This window comes from Pseudoalteromonas sp. SCSIO 43210, from assembly GCF_054133285.1.
In genome coordinates, this window is the sequence record NZ_CP087225.1 from 4,778,983 (window position 1) to 4,795,475 (window position 16,493).

Here is a 16,493-nt window from a genome sequence, read left to right on the forward strand (position 1 = left end):
GCTCAACACTAGCCGCAACACGATGAGCGGAGTATGATATGCAGTATCCGAGTAATTTAGTCAGGTATAAAGCCGTTTTTATGATTTCTATTTCCGAAACAGCGCAAGCGCATTTTGCTAAACTATTAGCAGATCAATCACAACAAACCAATATTCGTGTTTTTGTTGTAAACCCTGGTTCATCACAAGCGGAATGTGGTGTGTCTTATTGTCCAGAAGACGCTGTTGAAGCCAGCGATATTCGTCTAAATTTCAATGGTTTTGATGCTGTTGTAGATGCAGAAAGTGCGCCATTTTTAGAAGAAGCCGAGATCGATTTTGTTACTGACAAAATGGGCACTCAATTAACGCTAAAAGCGCCGAATGCTAAAGCTCGTAAAATTGGTGATGATGCATCATTAAATGAACGCGTGCAGCACATGCTTGAAACTGAAGTAAACCCGCAACTAGCAAACCATGGCGGCCAAGTAAGTCTAGTAGAAATAACAGCTGCAGGCATTGCTATACTTCAGTTTGGTGGTGGTTGTAATGGTTGCTCTATGATCGATGTAACGCTAAAAGAAGGCATCGAGAAAGAAATGATCGCTAAATTTGAAGAAATCACCGGTGTTGCTGATATCACAGAGCACGAAGCGGGCGATCACTCTTACTATTAATTATTATAAATGCTAAAGCCACTTATCTATCGTTTAGGGAGTAACCCTAAACTTAGCTTAAAGCGCTTTTTTCGCGGCTTAGCACTATTTGTGCTAGCCGTGGTATTTATCTCCCTTGGGTATTACACTCACTACAGTTTGCAAATAATTGGCGTTGCAATTTTAGTCCCTGCACTGTTTTTTGCAGCTTGGGGTTATTGCGGGATTTTTGCTAACCGCTTTTCACAAGTCATTAAAGGCATTGGCCCAAAAAATCACGATCCCGATTTATGGAAATAAATAATCATCGCACTTAATCTAATAGTTTGTTATTTTCTTTAAGCCTTTGGTATTTAATAATCAAAGTCACGCCCCGCATTAACATAAAACAGCTCATAGCTAACCATAGTCCGTTATTTTGTAATTCGTTAAATATCCAAAACACCCCAAAAAATCCAACTGTAGCCGAAAAAAGCATACTATTACGCATATCTTTTGCACGTGTTAAACCCACAAAAACACCATCAAATAAAAAACAACTCATAGCAAGTAATGGAAGTGCAATAACCCAAGGCAAATAAAGCGTCGCCTCATTAATAACCTCTGGCACATTGGTTAAAAGCATAATAATTTGGGCACCAAAAACGGCAAAAAACAGGCTATACAACAATCCAAACAACATTCCCCAAAATACACTGATTTTTACCCATAACTCGATATTACTTACACTTTTTTGGCCTTTTGCTTGCCCTACTTTTGCCTCACTAGCATATGCAATACCATCTAAAGCAAAACTAACTAACATTAAAAAGTTAAGTAGCACGGCGTTAGCAGCGAGTGTCGTTTCGCCAATACGTGCACCATAAAATGCCATAAAGCTAAAACATAATTGCAGTATTAAAGAGCGAATAAAAATATCGCGATTCAAACTCAATAATTCAGCCATTTTGCTAATACTCAACCAATTCGGTACATTTAGCTCAATATCTTGTTTTTTAGCTAGTTTAACCACTAAAAAAAGTGCAAAAATTAGTGCGGTATAGTCAGCAATAAGTGACGCCCATGCAGCACCAGCAACCGCCCAATCAAGGTAAACAACAAAGTAAATATCGAGTACTATATTGACTATGTTTGTTACTAATAATAAATAAAATGGCCCTCGCCCGTAATGTACACCAAGCATCCAACCCAGTAACACTAAATTACACAATGCTGCTGGAGCACTAAAAATGCGGATACTAAAATACTGATATGCTTGTGTGAGTACATCGCTATTAGCAGCAGACAAAAATGCAATAGCATGTTTTATCAAAGGAGATAAAGCGATAAGTAGTACAGCAACAAGACTTGCAAGTAATAAGCTACGTTTAAGTAAGGCGGCTAATTGAGTTAAATCATTTTCTCCGTAAGCCTGAGCGACCATGCCAGTCGTACTCATTCTTAAAAATCCCGCTAGCCAAAATAAAATAGAAATAACAGCAGAACCAAGCGCAATACCCGCTAAATAGTGAGCGCTCCCTAAGTGCCCAATGACAGCAGTATCAACAATTCCTAACAGTGGTACTGTGATATTTGATAGTATCATCGGACCGGCTAACAACAACAAGCTTTTATGGTGTGCTTTATTATGTATAAGAAATTGTTTCATTTAGTATTATTTTCTCTCATTAGTGTATCTCTACGCGTTCAAGCTGCTGTTATTTTACAATACCATCATGTTAGTGAAAGCCTTCCTGCCGTAACGAGTGTTAGCGCGAATACATTCACTAAACATTTAAGCTATTTGAAAGAGCATAACTTTAACGTTATTCCTCTTAATGAACTAATAAATGCACTTCAGCAAGGTAAAACATTACCTGAGAAAACCATCGCAATCACTTTTGATGACGGTTACAACAACAATTACGACGAAGCAGCGCCAATTTTAGAGAAATTTAATTATCCATATACTATTTTTGTAAATCCAAAATTAATTGATGAAGGCCAAAGTTATGTAATGGGCTGGGATAAACTCAAAGAGCTTAGCAAAAAGGGCGCGCTTATAAGCAACCACAGTGCTCAACATGATTATTTGCATATTAAACTTGATAACGAAACGGATGCCCAGTGGAAAATACGTATCAAACAAGATATTTTGTATTCACAACAACGTATAAAAGAAGAGGTTGGCCAAGACTACAAATATTTAGCCTACCCGTATGGTGAATTTAATAACGAATTACAAGCTCTTGTGACTGATCTTGGCTTTATAGGTATTGGTCAACACTCTGGGGCGGTGAATAAAAACTCAAACTTCAGTCGCTTGCCGCGTTTCCCAGCTTCTGGGTTTTACAGTAAACTAGATACGTTAATCACAAAACTAAATTCTCATGCTTTTAATATTACAAAGTTAACGTATCAAGATAGCGTGACAACACAAAACCCACCAACACTAACCATAGAGTTTGAAATGGGAGATTTTCATAAAACACAGTTTGCCTGCTATGTCTCAAATGTTGGCCAAGCAAGCTTAAATTGGATAAGTAAAAATACGGTTGAAGTCACTTCTCCAAAAGAGCTAAATAATGGCCGTTCTCGCTTTAATTGCACTGCGCCTTCGATTAAAAACCCGAGTGACTATTATTGGTTCTCACAGCCGTGGGTTATTGAAAATAATTAAACTTTAATAGCCTGATTCAATAGCCGCTCAGTTACCTTATCCAACGCAACAACTTCGTTTGCTGCGTTTAACTCCACAGCAGCTTTTGGCATTCCCCAAACCACAGACGAAAATTCGTCCTGAGCTAGTGTGTACGCGCCACCTTCCCTTAAAGCGAGCAATCCTTTTGCGCCATCACTCCCCATTCCGGTTAACAACGCTGCCACAACATTCTTAGCGTTAATTTCTACCAATGAATTAAACAATACATCCACTGCTGGTTTATGCCGATTTACAGGCTCATTATCATCAAGTTCACAATATAAGTGTCCCCCATATTTTTTAATGGTTAAATGCAAACCACCAGGAGCAATATAAGCGCAACCTGCGACTAGCTTATCACCTTGCTCTGCTTCTTTAACACTAATGATACATGTACGATCCATCCTTAAAGCGAACGAAGTACTAAATACAGGGGGAATATGTTGAGTAATAACAATCGGCGGGCAATTAATAGGCATTTTTATTAATACTTCTTTTATCGCTTCAGTGCCCCCAGTTGATGCGCCTATAGCAATAACTTTATTTAATAAAAACTGAGCATTGATAGGTAAAGGATCACTCGATGGTAACGCTTTTTTATAACTTCTAACTCTTGCACCAGCGGCTACTCGTACCTTTTGCTGAACTAAATACGCATATTGGCTCATTTTATCTTTTATATTAGCCGTTGGTTTAGCTATAAAATCAATCGCACCGAGCTCTAGTGCCTCTAATGTAATTGGTGAACCTTTTTGTGTTAATGTAGAAATCATTACTACAGGCATTGGCCTTAGGCGCATTAGATTTTTTAAAAAGCTAATACCGTCCATTTTTGGCATCTCTACATCCAATGTAAGTACATCAGGGTTAAGTTGTTTAATCATTTCTCGTGCTTTATATGGATCCTCAGCACTACCTACCACTGTAATATCTTCAGCTTGCTGTAAAACGTCAGTGAGTAATCGCCTAATTAAAGGAGAGTCATCTATTATGAGTACTTTAATCATAAACACACCTAAAACAGTTCAATATCCGTAACTACATCTTGTTTTTTAAGGCTTTGTAAATAACGAACTTCACGCTTCTCAATGGTATTGTTATGTAGGTTTTTCAACTTTTTCATATGAACTTTACCAGTGTGGGGATGAAAAAATATTTTCCTTGGCCAAGGGCCTCCCATATCATGCGCCACTAAATTAAGGGCTTCCTCTTGAACATAAGCGGTAGCAAAACTAATATTACCCAAACCGATATCAGTCATCGCGCTAATAATTTTCCCCCCACCAAACAGCTTAATCTTTAAGTTTCGACGTGAAGCTCCATTTTTTAGCACTTCGTTTATTAAATATTCCATAGCCCAGTTACCGTAACGACAACTTAAGCTATGTGCATTATTAAGCTCCACTCCTTTTTGAATTGGCAGCATAAAATGGTTCATCCCGCCAATTCCTAGTACTTCGTCATAAACGCAAGCCGCAATACACGAACCGAGTACTGTTGAAATAAGCTCATTGTTTTTCGACACATAAAACTCACCAGGGAGCACTTTGGCAACAACACTCTGCCGACCTGAATCCCAATACCGCTTAATATGCTCAAAGCTAGGTAATACTGTTCTAAATTCCGCGTGCATTACTGCCCTTTTGATACATCGTTTTACCTAAGTTTTTATATTGAGAATGCTCTTTACCCATACTCTCTGAGTGACCTAAGAACAAATGCCCTTGCTCACTCAATATATTAGCGTAGCGCTCAAAAAGCTGATCTTTCGTTTCTTTATCAAAGTAAATAACTACATTACGACATAAAATAAGATCAAAAGGGCCCTTCATTGGCCACTCTTGTAATAAGTTTAAACGTTTAAACGCTATACACTCCTGCAATTTTGGCTTTACTTTATATGCCTCACCATCCTTACTTTTTAAAAACCAACGCTTGAGCTGCTGCTCACTGAGTCCATTAACATTTGCAGCGGTATACATGCCACTTTGCGCTTTTGCTAACACGTTTGAATCTAAATCTGTGGCTAAGATTTTCACATCCCAATCACTCGGAAATGCAGCATTTAATGTCATTGCTAAACTGTAAGGCTCCTCCCCAGTTGAGCAACCAGCAGACCAAAATCTCACGCGTTTGCTGTGCTTATTTGTTTTTAAAAGGACAGGGATAAGTTCAGATTTAATAAATTCAAAATGATGAATTTCACGAAAAAAAGATGTTAAGTTCGTTGTTATAGCATTAATGAAGGCATCGAACTCTTGATCTTTATTCTTTTTCAAAAAAGCTAAATATGATTTAAAATCAACAAGGTTTCGTTCTCTAATACGTCTTGCTAAACGCGAATAAACCATTTCTCGTTTATGTTCACCTAATACAATTCCGCATGCGTTATAAACAAGATCGGCAATCTCTTTGAAATCTCGGTCGGTAAATAAAAACTCTTTCATTATTCACTCTCAATCAAGCCAACAAGCAATGCCTCAATGTAATTACATAACAACGAGGCCGAGAAGGTGAGTTGTTAAAACTCTTCCCATTCATCTGCCGAGTCAACAAAATTATCTCCTCGCGTTTTACTGCGAATATAATTATTCTGCGGCCTTTGAGATAGCGTTGGCGTTCGCATCGTAGGTGAAATCATCGCTATATCTTGCTGACCTAAAGAGAAAAAGTTGAGTAACCGGCGCATTTCATTTGCCTGCTCAGCCATAGACTCGCCAGCGGCAGAGGCTTGCTCTACTAAAGCAGCATTTTGTTGAGTCATTTCATCCATTTGTGAAATAGCTTTATTTACCTGTTCAATACCGGCGCTTTGCTCTTCGGATGCTTCTGTAATATCAGAAATCATTTGTGTGACTCGTTGTACTGAAACAACAATTTCTTTCAGTGTAGCGCCTGATTCATTAACTAATTGAGAACCATCAGCGACCTTACCTACACTGTCTCTTATTAATTCTTTAATTTCTTTAGCTGCGCCTGCTGAGCGCTGAGCTAAGTTACGAACTTCCCCTGCAACAACCGCAAAGCCTCGCCCTTGTTCACCAGCTCTAGCAGCCTCTACAGCAGCATTAAGCGCCAATAAATTGGTCTGAAATGCTATTTCGTCAATAACCCCAATAATGTCAGCAATTTTTTTGCTTGATTCATTAATCGCCGACATACTCGTGACAGCTCTGTTAACGACTTCGCCACCCTGTATTGCTTTTTCACAGGTTTCTTCTGCCAAATCATTTGCTACTTTTGCGTTATCAGCATTTTGGCGAACGGTACTGGTCATCTCTTCCATGCTTGATGCTGTTTCTTCAAGTGACGAGGCTTGCTCTTCTGTTCGCTGACTCAAATCAGCATTGCCTTGAGATATCTCTTCAGCGCCACTTGCAACTAACGTAGCCGATGAATTTATCCGATTTATAACTTCGGTGAGCTTATCTGCTGTCGTATTTGCATCACGTTTGAGTTTATCAAATGAGCCTTTATATTCTTTCTCGATTCGTTTTGACAAATCACCATTTGCCATAGCATCAAGCATATCTCCAGTATCGGCGACAGCATCATCAACAATTTTAACTAAACTATTTAGCCCTTGAGCTAAACGTAAGAAAAATCCTTCTTTTCCATTTTCAATAACTCTTGTATCTAAATCGCCTTTACCTGCTGCACTAATGAGCGCCGCAATTTCTTTTTCTATAGCAACTTCAGCAGTCCTATCTTCCCATTCCACAATTGTGCCTAACTTTTTACCTTCTTGACTAATCCAAGGTGAAGCTATTAAGGTAAAAGTAACACCTGCTAAAAGTAATTCAGCTTTATGTGGTTTATCCAAATTTTTTAGTAACTCACGTTGGTGCGCAGGGTGCTTATGAAAGTCATCAACGCAGGTACCTATAAGATTATCTACAGAAAAGTTTGGTAATACTGTTTGCAGTTCTTTTTCTCGTATTTTAAGCATTTTTTGAACGCAATCGTTCACAAAAATAATATTAAGCTCTTCATCGGCAATCATTACATTTGCCTGGCAAACTTTTAGGGCATTAGCTAAATCGGCTGCCTTTCTAGAAGCTTTTTCAAGCTCTTTTTGCGCTGTAATATTTGTAGCGTACTTAATAACCTTAAAAGGCTTACCATTCATATCATAGATTGGGTTATAAGAGGCTTGTATCCAAATTTCTTGGCCTTGCTTTCCTATTCGTAAATACTCACCTGAATCAAACTCGCCTCGACCAAGTTTAGTCCAAAACTCTTTGTATTCATTGCTATTTGCATATTCCGGTGCGACAAATAATCTATGATGCTGACCTTTAATTTCATCAAGCTGATAACCAAGAGCATTTAAAAAATTATCATTAGCGCTAATAATACTGCCATCTAAACTAAATTCGATAACCGCTTGGGATTTACTAATTGCACTAATTTGTCCGGCAGCATTTGCCGATACCAACTTTTGATCTGTGATATCTGTAGCAAGTTTAACGACTTTGAGTACTTGGCCCTCAGAGTTAATAATTGGATTGTAAGTAGCCTGAATCCAAACCTCTTTACCACTTTTAGCAAAACGCTTAAATTCATCGGAAATAAACTCGCCATTACGAAGACGCTGCCAAAAATTTTTGTAGTCATTACTTTTAGCATCATCATAATCTACAAATAAAGAATGGTGTTGTCCTTGTACGTCTTCTAATTGGTATTCCATTACGCTAAGAAAGTTAGCATTTGCGGTAATTATTATCCCGCTTGGCTCAAACTCAATCACAGCTAATGACTTGTTTAATGCGCTTACAATTAAATCATTACTTGATTCTGACTGTTTTGGATTACTAAACCATCCCATGCCCATCACCACCTTTAAGTTTATTTTTTATTACTTTATTTAGTTATTTTATAAACTAAATATTCATTGTTTTTTGTAAGTCGATCAACGCCACCATTTTATCGCCCACATTGACCAACCCAGCAACGTACTCACAATTATTTGATTCAGATAAACTAGGAACAGCTTTAGCATCTTGCTCTACAATACTGTAAACATCAGAGACTGCATCTACTGCAATACCTATAATTTTACTGCCCTGTTCAAACTCTATTTTTATAACAATAACCACTGTCAATGGTCCATAATCAGTACTTGGTAAGCCAAACCGTAAACGTAAATCAATAATTGGCACAATTGTACCCCGCAAGTTAATTACGCCTTTTACAAACTCAGGTGCGTTAGGTAGTACTGTAATTTCCTCCCAGCTACGAATTTCTTGTACTGTTAGAATATCAACGCCGTACTCTTCATCAGCCATAATAAAAGTTAAAAATTGCTTCACTCCTTGCTGCTGCTGCAGGTTTAATTGGTTACTGAGCTGGCTTTGCGCTGAGTTCATAACGCCTCCAAAGTGGCTTGCGTTTCAATGGTTAGTTCTTGACTGCCTGGTTTTTTTAAACCTGAGAGCTTTATTAAGCCACTAATATCCACAATCAGCGATACGCGCCCATCTCCTAAAATAGTGGCACCCGATACGCCATCAACTTTGTGATAGTTAGCTTCTAAACTTTTAATCACAACCTGTTGCTGAGACAATAAATCATCAACTAAAAGTCCTACTTTTTGGTTATCAGTTTCAACTACTACGAGTAATGTTTTATCTAAAGACTCAATCGCATTTTGATGATTAAAAATAGCGTATAGACGTAAAATAGGAATATATTCATCTCGAAGTCTGAGTACATCAAGGTCTTTACCCACTCGACTTACTTTTGTGATATCAATTTGTAATGACTCAACAATCGAAATGAGCGGTATAATATAGGTATGTTGAGCGACTTTAACGAGCTGACCATCTAAAATAGCTAGCGTAAGCGGTAATCGAATTGTGAATGTTGAACCAATACCAGGGGCCGATGTTACTTCAACTGAACCATTTAAAGATTGAATGTTACGCTTAACAACATCCATGCCTACACCTCGACCCGATAGCTCACTCACTTCATCCATAGTAGAGAAGCCAGGCATAAAAATTAGTTCATTGATTTCATTGTCCGTTAAATTACTATCGGCTGTAATTAACTCATTTGCGATTGCTTTTTCTTTAATTTTTTTGGTATTAAGGCCTTGACCATCATCCATTATCTCAATAACAATATTACCGCCTTGATGAAATGCATTTAACGTGACAATTCCCACTGGATTTTTTCCTGCAAGCACTCTTTGATCTACGGTTTCTAACCCATGATCAAGCGAGTTTCTAAGCAAGTGCACCATAGGATCTGAAATTTTTTCCATTACGGTTTTATCAAGTTCGGTTTGCTCACCAATCAACTTAAGCTCGACTTTCTTATTTAGCTTTTGTGCTATGTCGCGTACCAATCGAGGAAAGCGACTAAATACAAAATTAATTGGTAACATACGAATACGCATTACGTTTTCTTGTAAGTCACGTGTATTGTGTGCAAGTTGCGCTAAACCCTCTTTCAACGACGTAATCGTAGTTGATGTTATTTCCTGTTCACTTAGCTGATTCAGCATAGCTTGAGTAATTACCAGTTCACCAACCATGTTTATTAATGAGTCAACCTTATCAATGCCAACACGGATTGAGGTTGACTCTGGCGCACTAGCGACTTTTTTATCTTTATTGCTACTTGGTTTTGATTTGGCGGGTAAGGTTGTTATTTTTTCTAATTTTTCAGGTTGTTCTGAGAGAACTAAATCATGGTTATGATCTGAAATACTAGCTGGTTGTTCATCATCAAATGAGCTTACACATAATTCAACTGTAATCTCTGCATCATCTTCTACCCATTCAAAGACTTCTTTTATCGCCTTTTCGTCATGGCTTGTATTTAAAAAAAAGCGCCAGTGTAAAAAACATTCATCATAACTTAACTCCGTAATATCAGGCACTGAATCATAAAAAACGGTTGTTTTTAATTCACCTAACTCAGCAAGTTCACTGATCATGTACAGCGGCTCATTTCCTGTTTTAAATAAGTGATGATGAGGCTTAAAGTTAATTTGATATGTGTTGCTAGTCGATAGCACAGCTTCGTTTTGTGGCTTACTCTCCAATACGTTGTCTTTTTTCTCTAACACATGTTCAAATTGCATCCGCAAAGCATTAGCTTCAGTTAAATCAGTCGCTTGATCTGCTTGAAGCGCGGCAAGTAAACCTCGCAAGCAATCAACTGCTTTGAGTAATAAATTAACGTGTTCAGTGCTAAGTTCTCGCTCTCCTTGGCGGATCTGGTCTAATAGTGTTTCAAGTACATGGGTAAAATCAGCAACAGAACTAAAACCAAAAGTACCACTTCCCCCTTTAATTGAGTGAGCAGCTCTAAAAATAGTGTTGATAGTTTCTAAGTCTTCCTCACCTGGCACTAAGTTTAAAAGCTCAGCCTCCATAGTATCTAGGCCTTCAAAACTCTCTTCAAAGAAAACTTCAAAAAATTGACTCAAATCTATACTCACACAATACTCCTTCGCTAGCGAATAACCTTTTTAATAACGGCTAATAGCTGTTCTGGGTTAAACGGTTTAACTATCCAACCTGTTGCGCCAGCGGCTTTACCTTCTACTTTTTTTTCTAAGCCCGACTCTGTAGTGAGCATAAGTAATGGTGTAAATTTATAATTAGGTAAGCCTCGCAGCTCTCTAATCAACGTAATACCATCCATTATTGGCATGTTTACATCCGAAATTACGACATCAAAATCTTGTTGTTTAGCGATAGCTAACGCTTCACTTCCATCTTTTGCTTCAATTACATCAAACCCTGCTGTTTTTAGAGTAAAACTTACCATTTGACGCATTGATGCTGAGTCATCAACCGCTAAAATTTTTTTCATATGAATTCCTAACCTTTACTTTCAAGTATTAAGTAATGACTTAAACCGAGTTGCTCAATTGAATGTGTTAATGCTTCACTCGCCCCTACCCAAATTATTTTATGCTTAATGATAAGCAGATGTTTTTGCAAAGCACATAAAAGTTGAATTGAGGCAGTATCGGCAGACATTACATCGCTAATATCAAGACAAATATCATTATTACTATTGAGTTCTTTTAGTAAATCTTGATGCAGTGTTTCAGCTTGCATAATGACAAGTTCACGTGGAAGTTTTAACATTTAGTAAGTGCATTCCTTGTCAATTTATTTCATAATAAAAGCTTAGACCTAGTTATTAAAAATGCCATAAAAGGGCCTAAAAAAATTAAATTAATTTTTGTAACAGGAATGAAAAACAAAAAAAAGGAGCATAAAGCTCCTTTAAAATACATGAAAAGTTAAAAACTAGTTTTTATAGTAATCGGCTATTTTTTTAAACTCTTCAGTTAAAGTCGTCGCATTAATTAATGGCACACTACCTTGTTTAAATTCGGGTTTAAAAATAGCTCTTACGGCTCCATTTTGATCAACCATAGCGACCGAAGCACTATGATCAACTGCATATTCTGATTCACTACTATCGCTAATGGCGTAAATTAAGCCAAGCTCTCGAACAACAGGAAAAAGGTGTTTATGTTCCCCTGATACAGCTAAAAAATCAGGGTTAAAGTAATCTATATATTGCTTTCGTTTAGCTGGTGTATCGCGTTTTGGATCAACCGATAAAAACCAAACTTGTAGCGGATAATCTGCCTGTAAGTTTTTATAAACAGCATTTAACTTAGCTAATGTTAATGGACAGATATCTGGGCAGCTTGTGTAGCCTAAAAATACTAAATTCCACTGTCCTAAAAATTGTTGCTTAGTCACTAATTCGCCGCGCTGATCGTTTAACGTAAAATCAGACAGTGGCTTTGCATTTTCGTAAACTAATGCATCTACATCAGGTGGACTATTTTCATTTGAACATGCTGATAAAAACAAAACTAAAACAACAATTAATCCAAGCCATAACTGCTTCATAAAGGGAGCCATTTATCTATAAATAAGATTACAAAGAGTACCATTAAATGAATAATCGAAAAACGAAATAAGTCCATTGCAGTCTCATCATTTCCAGCAATTTTTAATTTGACCGCCTTATATATAAACACTGCATTTAATACACATGCGCCTATTAAATAAATTACTCCAGACATACCGATTAAATAAGGCAATACGCAAACAACAGCGAGTAAAACAGAATAAGCAACAACGCAGGTTTTACAAAAATCGATACCATGGGTTACTGGTAACATAGGGATTTTAGCGCGTTCATAATCACTTTTTCGTGCTATAGCCAGCGCCCAAAAGTGTGGCGGAGTCCAGGTAAATATTATCATTACAAGTAACCAAGGGGCTGCTGCCATTTGGTTTGTTTCTGACACCCAACCTAATAATGGAGGCATTGCGCCAGCCAACCCACCTATAACAATATTTTGCGGTGTAGCACGCTTTAAAAATGATGTATAAACAAATGCATAACCTACCAATGCAAATAACGTTAATATAGCGGTTAAAGTATTAGCCCACACCATCAGCATAATAAAACCAGCAACCCCAATAACAGCTGCAAAACTAAGCGCGTGTGTTTTACTTAAACGCCCTTTAGCCACAGGGCGATGACGAGTCCGCGCCATTTTTGAGTCTATCTCACTATCAACCACGTGATTAATAACCGCTGCAGCAGCAGAAAGTAGCCCTATACCTAACAAGCTAATAAACTGTACAGCCATACCACGTCCTACATCAGGAGCCAGCGCTAAACCAACCCAAGCTGTTAGTACCAGCATGGCTACCACTTTAAATTTACTAATTGCTAAGTAGTCTTGCAGCAAATTATGAGTACGCGAAATTAGCGATTGAGTATTAACGGGTAGCAGTATTTTTTTATCAATTATAAGTGCCATTATATTTCCCCTTTATGTGCGTGATTTTAGGTAATAACACAACCTAACCATGCTTAATAACAGTATGGCAGCCATCAAGTTATGCGCCAGTGCAACTCCCAACGGAATATGCAAATGTACTAAAATAAGCCCTAAGCTAATTTGGCAAAGCAGGACAAGTAATACGCTCACAACGCAATTTTTAATTTTTTTAGAGTACGCTTGGCTGTATATTTTCCACATAATTAGCGCCAGAACGATGCAAGTAACCAGTGCCCAAATACGATGTAATAAATGAATAGACATACGCGCTTGCTGCGATAACACACCAAACTCATAATTACTGTGCTCAAGTGGTAATTGAAATACGCTACTTAATGAAAACGGTTGTGCGTAATTACACAATGGCAAACCACTACAATGTGGAGCGGCGTAATTTGCAGCCAGCCAACCACCAAGTGCAATTTGGATAATTAATACACTGAGCGCTACTAAACTTAAACCGAAATAGCGTTTTGCGCCGCTATCGCCACCCATAATGGGTTTTGCGGTTAGCCGTAAATATAAAAGCGTTATAAGTGACAAAATACTAAAGCCACCTAATAAGTGGCCCATTACAATAAGCGGCTGAAGGTTCATGGTTACTGTCCACATACCAAGGGCAGCCTGAAACACCACGAGTAGAAGTAAAGCCAAAGGCAATTTAACTGGCGTAGTTGGATATTGGCGCTTTAAAAAAGCCAACACAAATAAACCTAAAATAAGTAAACCTAAAGCACCTGCAAAGTAGCGATGAATCATTTCTTTCCACGCTTTTGCGGTTTCGAACATCATATCGGGGTAGCTTTGAGTTGCTAAGGCTATGTCAGCCTCATGCTTAGGTACCGTTAAAAAGCCGTAACAGCCAGGCCAATCGGGGCACCCTAATCCTGCATCACTTAAGCGGGTGTACGCACCTAAAGCAACTACAATCAAAGCGAGTAATCCTGTTATTAATACTAAGTTTTTATAATTTTTATACATCAGATACTCCAACTTAAGCTCAACTTAGTTAGCTAGAACGAGAATAGTTAAGTAATTTTTTTAGATCTTTTAATAACCCTTTTTGTACTAAACGGTTTTCTTGTGGCTCGGCCTTAAAGGGATATTCAAGTACCACTAACCCCATATGATCAATTAAATACAAACTTGCAGGATTTAAACTCTGTTGCTCGGTAATAATTTTCCATGGTAGATTTTTATTGTTGGGACTTCCCATTACAGCCATATCAACCTTGCCTTGGTTTTTACCAAGTGCCACATATAAGTTATTCAGTGCATTGAGTTGTTCGCTGCATGGGGTGTTACATTCGTTTGAATAATTAAGTGCGATAGTCCATTGCTTGGGATTATTTTTCGGCCAATTTTTAAGTTTTATTTCTTGGCTTAAAAACTCGCCATTATTAGTAATTGCAGTAGGCAACCAATCAAACTTTAATGCGCCATATGCCAAAATTAATGGGATAGCGCAGCAACCCACAAACAACAAAAGGGGATTATTTTTCATTATGTGTCCTTTTTTTACTCGCAAAAATAGCCACAACAGCACATGCGGTAGCAATTAAAAACCATTGCACAGCGTAGGCATTATGCTTTTGAGGGCTCATAACAACGGCCTCATAATGAGGTGTTGCAATCTCATCACCAGTACCTTGTCTGTAAGCCATAAAATTAATTAATGATTGCTGGCTTTGAGTGCTCAACATATTCAAGTCGATAGATTGGATTCTTGTAGGTAAGTCGTTATTTGTAGTTTTATCTTCAAGCGTAAAGCTACTTAAGTTATTTTCTTTTATTTGCGCTTTAAGAACAAAAATACCTGTAGGCAGAGTAACCTTTGGCAGTGCATCTCTAGATATAGGCGCTTTTACCCATCCTAAATTAACTAAAATCACTTTTTCTTCGCTGTCTGGCTTTAGTAAAGCAAGTAAGTCGTACCCTACTTGTCCGTTATAAACTTGATTATCTAAAAGCCAATATTGGCTTTGTACAAACCGCCCTTTTAACTCAACCAATACACCAGTTTTGTTCCAGCTATCAGGCAGGTTAAGTAATTGAGACCAGCTCATCACACCACGAGTCTGTTGCTTAGCTATGGCGGTTAGCTGTTGCTGCTTTTGCTCACCTCGCTCCAACTGCCAAAACCCTAATCGCACACACACAAGTACAACAACCACAACCATACAAAGTGTGATTAGTGAGCTAAGCTTTTGTTTGTGCCATAAAACTAACTGCATAAAGGGTCAACTCAGTGATTATTAAAATTATTATCGTACTGTTGTTAATATTTATACTTTTTAACTTATTTAGAGCATTGTTTATTATGGTGTCAGGGAAAACAGGGGGACGACCTATGTCTCACTTTTTAGGTCGTCGCGTATTGTTTTCGGTCGTTGTTTTAGTTGTTGTTATTGCAGCGCTTAAACTTGGTTTTATTAAAGCAAATAATTCGCCAATAAACGCTACAGCACATATACAAATACAAACAAACACAGCCACACCACATCTACAAAGTGCCAATACCAAGCAGCTGCTTGAAAAGCAAAGTGCTTATCTTTAGTAAAGTGTCCTTTTAATATCCGTAAAAATATTACAAATAAAAGTACGGTTCCTAGCGTTACATGCATGCCATGAAAACCAGTCAATAAAAAGAACGTATTACCGTAAATACCCGCATCTAGCGTTAGGTTAAGGTCATTATATGCATGCATGTACTCCTCAACTTGCAGCCCTAAAAAGCAAACACCCAATAAAATAGTAGCGCCTAAAAAAACCTTAAGTGGAGTACGTTTATTGTTTTCCATCGCTACGTGGGCAAAATGCAAAGTAACGGAGGAAGTAAGCAGTATTAAGGTATTTATAAGTGGTAAGCCTTGCCAGCCCATAGCTTGAGTAGTTTCGCCAGCAGGTGTTGAAACAAGCGGCCAAACGGCTTCAAAAGTAGGCCATAATACCTCGTTAGTCATTGCATTATTGCCTGCACCTCCAAGCCAAGGTACCGACAATACGCGTGCATAAAAAAGCGCACCAAAAAAGGCCATAAAAAACATAACTTCAGAAAAAATAAACCAGCTCATACCTTGTCTAAAAGAGCGATCCATTTGTGCTGAGTACAAACCTTGGTCCGATTCACTAATTACATTTTTAAACCAGCTAAACAACATATACACAAGTACAGCAATACCGGCATAAAGCAGATAAACCCCGCTACCACCTTCTTTACCTACACTCATAACTGTTAAGCCTGCCCCTACTGCAATAAAAAACAATGCAACAGCACCTACAATAGGCCACGGGCTTTGTTCTGGTACATAATAATGCTCATATTCTTGATTCATTT

19 protein-coding genes are annotated in these 16,493 nt (G+C 37.9%); 4 read left to right on the top strand and 15 right to left on the bottom strand.

Annotation, left to right across the window (positions count from 1 at the left end; genetic code table 11):
• The first annotated feature begins 80 nt into the window (after positions 1 to 80).
• Both nfuA and LOS73_RS20630 read left to right on the top strand, forming a co-directional pair.
• Complete coding sequence (nfuA, locus tag LOS73_RS20625; RefSeq protein WP_002959571.1) at positions 81 to 656, top strand: Fe-S biogenesis protein NfuA; 576 nt, start codon at positions 81 to 83, stop codon at positions 654 to 656.
• A gap of 9 nt (positions 657 to 665) precedes the next feature.
• Complete coding sequence (locus LOS73_RS20630) at positions 666 to 935, top strand: hypothetical protein (protein ID WP_007376414.1); 270 nt, start codon at positions 666 to 668, stop codon at positions 933 to 935.
• Positions 936 to 948: 13 nt separating this feature from the next.
• Here the strand turns inward: LOS73_RS20630 and dinF are convergent, their stop codons facing one another.
• Positions 949 to 2,283 carry an MATE family efflux transporter DinF gene (gene dinF / locus LOS73_RS20635; protein WP_457934244.1) on the bottom strand — a complete coding sequence of 445 codons (1,335 nt, stop codon included), beginning with the start codon at positions 2,281 to 2,283 and terminating at the stop codon, positions 949 to 951.
• On the opposite strand from dinF, the gene LOS73_RS20640 reads away from it, so the two are divergent.
• Positions 2,263 to 3,294 carry a polysaccharide deacetylase family protein gene (locus LOS73_RS20640; RefSeq protein ID WP_033030243.1) on the top strand — a complete coding sequence of 344 codons (1,032 nt, stop codon included), beginning with the start codon at positions 2,263 to 2,265 and terminating at the stop codon, positions 3,292 to 3,294. The genes dinF and LOS73_RS20640 overlap by 21 nt on opposite strands.
• On the opposite strand, the gene LOS73_RS20645 is transcribed toward LOS73_RS20640, so the two are convergent.
• From LOS73_RS20645 to LOS73_RS20705, 13 genes are all read right to left on the bottom strand, one after another.
• Positions 3,291 to 4,322: a protein-glutamate methylesterase/protein-glutamine glutaminase gene (locus LOS73_RS20645; RefSeq protein ID WP_007376411.1), complete on the bottom strand. Its 1,032-nt coding sequence runs from the start codon at positions 4,320 to 4,322 to the stop codon at positions 3,291 to 3,293. The two genes, LOS73_RS20640 and LOS73_RS20645, sit on opposite strands and share 4 nt — an antisense overlap.
• A gap of 8 nt (positions 4,323 to 4,330) precedes the next feature.
• A complete protein-coding gene (gene cheD / locus LOS73_RS20650) occupies positions 4,331 to 4,948 on the bottom strand; it encodes a chemoreceptor glutamine deamidase CheD (protein ID WP_007376410.1) in 618 nt (205 codons plus the stop codon).
• Complete coding sequence (locus tag LOS73_RS20655; protein ID WP_033030247.1) at positions 4,932 to 5,762, bottom strand: CheR family methyltransferase; 831 nt, start codon at positions 5,760 to 5,762, stop codon at positions 4,932 to 4,934. The genes cheD and LOS73_RS20655 overlap by 17 nt, the downstream gene beginning before the upstream one ends.
• 74 nt (positions 5,763 to 5,836) lie before the next feature.
• On the bottom strand, positions 5,837 to 8,143 hold the full coding sequence (locus LOS73_RS20660; protein ID WP_033030309.1) for a methyl-accepting chemotaxis protein: 2,307 nt from the start codon (positions 8,141 to 8,143) through the stop codon (positions 5,837 to 5,839).
• A gap of 55 nt (positions 8,144 to 8,198) precedes the next feature.
• Positions 8,199 to 8,684, bottom strand: coding sequence for a chemotaxis protein CheW (locus tag LOS73_RS20665; protein WP_033030249.1), 486 nt, complete (start codon positions 8,682 to 8,684; stop codon positions 8,199 to 8,201).
• Positions 8,681 to 10,768 carry a chemotaxis protein CheA gene (locus tag LOS73_RS20670; RefSeq protein ID WP_033039601.1) on the bottom strand — a complete coding sequence of 696 codons (2,088 nt, stop codon included), beginning with the start codon at positions 10,766 to 10,768 and terminating at the stop codon, positions 8,681 to 8,683. Before LOS73_RS20670 ends, LOS73_RS20665 begins: the two co-directional genes overlap by 4 nt.
• 14 nt (positions 10,769 to 10,782) lie before the next feature.
• Positions 10,783 to 11,145, bottom strand: coding sequence for a response regulator (locus tag LOS73_RS20675; RefSeq protein WP_007376405.1), 363 nt, complete (start codon positions 11,143 to 11,145; stop codon positions 10,783 to 10,785).
• Positions 11,146 to 11,153: 8 nt separating this feature from the next.
• Positions 11,154 to 11,426 carry an STAS domain-containing protein gene (locus tag LOS73_RS20680; protein WP_007376404.1) on the bottom strand — a complete coding sequence of 91 codons (273 nt, stop codon included), beginning with the start codon at positions 11,424 to 11,426 and terminating at the stop codon, positions 11,154 to 11,156.
• A gap of 165 nt (positions 11,427 to 11,591) precedes the next feature.
• Positions 11,592 to 12,209, bottom strand: coding sequence for an SCO family protein (locus tag LOS73_RS20685; RefSeq protein WP_007376403.1), 618 nt, complete (start codon positions 12,207 to 12,209; stop codon positions 11,592 to 11,594).
• On the bottom strand, positions 12,206 to 13,135 hold the full coding sequence (cyoE, locus tag LOS73_RS20690) for a heme o synthase (RefSeq protein ID WP_007376402.1): 930 nt from the start codon (positions 13,133 to 13,135) through the stop codon (positions 12,206 to 12,208). Before cyoE ends, LOS73_RS20685 begins: the two co-directional genes overlap by 4 nt.
• A 12-nt stretch (positions 13,136 to 13,147) precedes the next feature.
• Positions 13,148 to 14,137 carry a COX15/CtaA family protein gene (locus LOS73_RS20695; RefSeq protein WP_096792251.1) on the bottom strand — a complete coding sequence of 330 codons (990 nt, stop codon included), beginning with the start codon at positions 14,135 to 14,137 and terminating at the stop codon, positions 13,148 to 13,150.
• A gap of 28 nt (positions 14,138 to 14,165) precedes the next feature.
• Positions 14,166 to 14,660, bottom strand: a complete 495-nt coding sequence (locus tag LOS73_RS20700) for a hypothetical protein (RefSeq protein WP_007376400.1) — start codon at positions 14,658 to 14,660, stop codon at positions 14,166 to 14,168.
• On the bottom strand, positions 14,650 to 15,390 hold the full coding sequence (locus LOS73_RS20705; RefSeq protein ID WP_457934246.1) for an SURF1 family protein: 741 nt from the start codon (positions 15,388 to 15,390) through the stop codon (positions 14,650 to 14,652). The genes LOS73_RS20700 and LOS73_RS20705 overlap by 11 nt, the downstream gene beginning before the upstream one ends.
• Positions 15,391 to 15,404: 14 nt before the next feature.
• Between LOS73_RS20705 and LOS73_RS20710 the strand changes: the two genes are divergently transcribed.
• Positions 15,405 to 15,713, top strand: coding sequence for a DUF2909 family protein (locus tag LOS73_RS20710; protein WP_083503347.1), 309 nt, complete (start codon positions 15,405 to 15,407; stop codon positions 15,711 to 15,713).
• Here LOS73_RS20710 and LOS73_RS20715 read toward each other — a convergent pair.
• Positions 15,616 to 16,491, bottom strand: a complete 876-nt coding sequence (locus LOS73_RS20715; protein WP_002959610.1) for a cytochrome c oxidase subunit 3 — start codon at positions 16,489 to 16,491, stop codon at positions 15,616 to 15,618. The two genes, LOS73_RS20710 and LOS73_RS20715, sit on opposite strands and share 98 nt — an antisense overlap.
• Positions 16,492 to 16,493 lie beyond the last annotated feature (2 nt).

Excerpts from the sequence above, each read along its gene's own strand:
- LOS73_RS20645 (WP_007376411.1), bottom strand. The coding sequence starts at position 4,322 with ATGATTAAAGTACTCATAATAGATGACTCTCCTTTAATTAGGCGATTA.
- LOS73_RS20685 (WP_007376403.1), bottom strand. The coding sequence starts at position 12,209 with ATGAAGCAGTTATGGCTTGGATTAATTGTTGTTTTAGTTTTGTTTTTA.
- LOS73_RS20705 (WP_457934246.1), bottom strand. The coding sequence starts at position 15,390 with ATGCAGTTAGTTTTATGGCACAAACAAAAGCTTAGCTCACTAATCACA.
- LOS73_RS20660 (WP_033030309.1), bottom strand. The coding sequence starts at position 8,143 with ATGGGATGGTTTAGTAATCCAAAACAGTCAGAATCAAGTAATGATTTA.
- LOS73_RS20640 (WP_033030243.1), top strand. The coding sequence starts at position 2,263 with ATGTATAAGAAATTGTTTCATTTAGTATTATTTTCTCTCATTAGTGTA.
- nfuA (WP_002959571.1), top strand. The coding sequence starts at position 81 with ATGATTTCTATTTCCGAAACAGCGCAAGCGCATTTTGCTAAACTATTA.
- LOS73_RS20630 (WP_007376414.1), top strand. The coding sequence starts at position 666 with ATGCTAAAGCCACTTATCTATCGTTTAGGGAGTAACCCTAAACTTAGC.
- LOS73_RS20695 (WP_096792251.1), bottom strand. The coding sequence starts at position 14,137 with ATGTATAAAAATTATAAAAACTTAGTATTAATAACAGGATTACTCGCT.
- dinF (WP_457934244.1), bottom strand. The coding sequence starts at position 2,283 with ATGAAACAATTTCTTATACATAATAAAGCACACCATAAAAGCTTGTTG.
- LOS73_RS20680 (WP_007376404.1), bottom strand. The coding sequence starts at position 11,426 with ATGTTAAAACTTCCACGTGAACTTGTCATTATGCAAGCTGAAACACTG.
- LOS73_RS20715 (WP_002959610.1), bottom strand. The coding sequence starts at position 16,491 with ATGAATCAAGAATATGAGCATTATTATGTACCAGAACAAAGCCCGTGG.
- cyoE (WP_007376402.1), bottom strand. The coding sequence starts at position 13,135 with ATGGCACTTATAATTGATAAAAAAATACTGCTACCCGTTAATACTCAA.
- cheD (WP_007376410.1), bottom strand. The coding sequence starts at position 4,948 with ATGCACGCGGAATTTAGAACAGTATTACCTAGCTTTGAGCATATTAAG.
- LOS73_RS20665 (WP_033030249.1), bottom strand. The coding sequence starts at position 8,684 with ATGAACTCAGCGCAAAGCCAGCTCAGTAACCAATTAAACCTGCAGCAG.
- LOS73_RS20655 (WP_033030247.1), bottom strand. The coding sequence starts at position 5,762 with ATGAAAGAGTTTTTATTTACCGACCGAGATTTCAAAGAGATTGCCGAT.
- LOS73_RS20700 (WP_007376400.1), bottom strand. The coding sequence starts at position 14,660 with ATGAAAAATAATCCCCTTTTGTTGTTTGTGGGTTGCTGCGCTATCCCA.
- LOS73_RS20675 (WP_007376405.1), bottom strand. The coding sequence starts at position 11,145 with ATGAAAAAAATTTTAGCGGTTGATGACTCAGCATCAATGCGTCAAATG.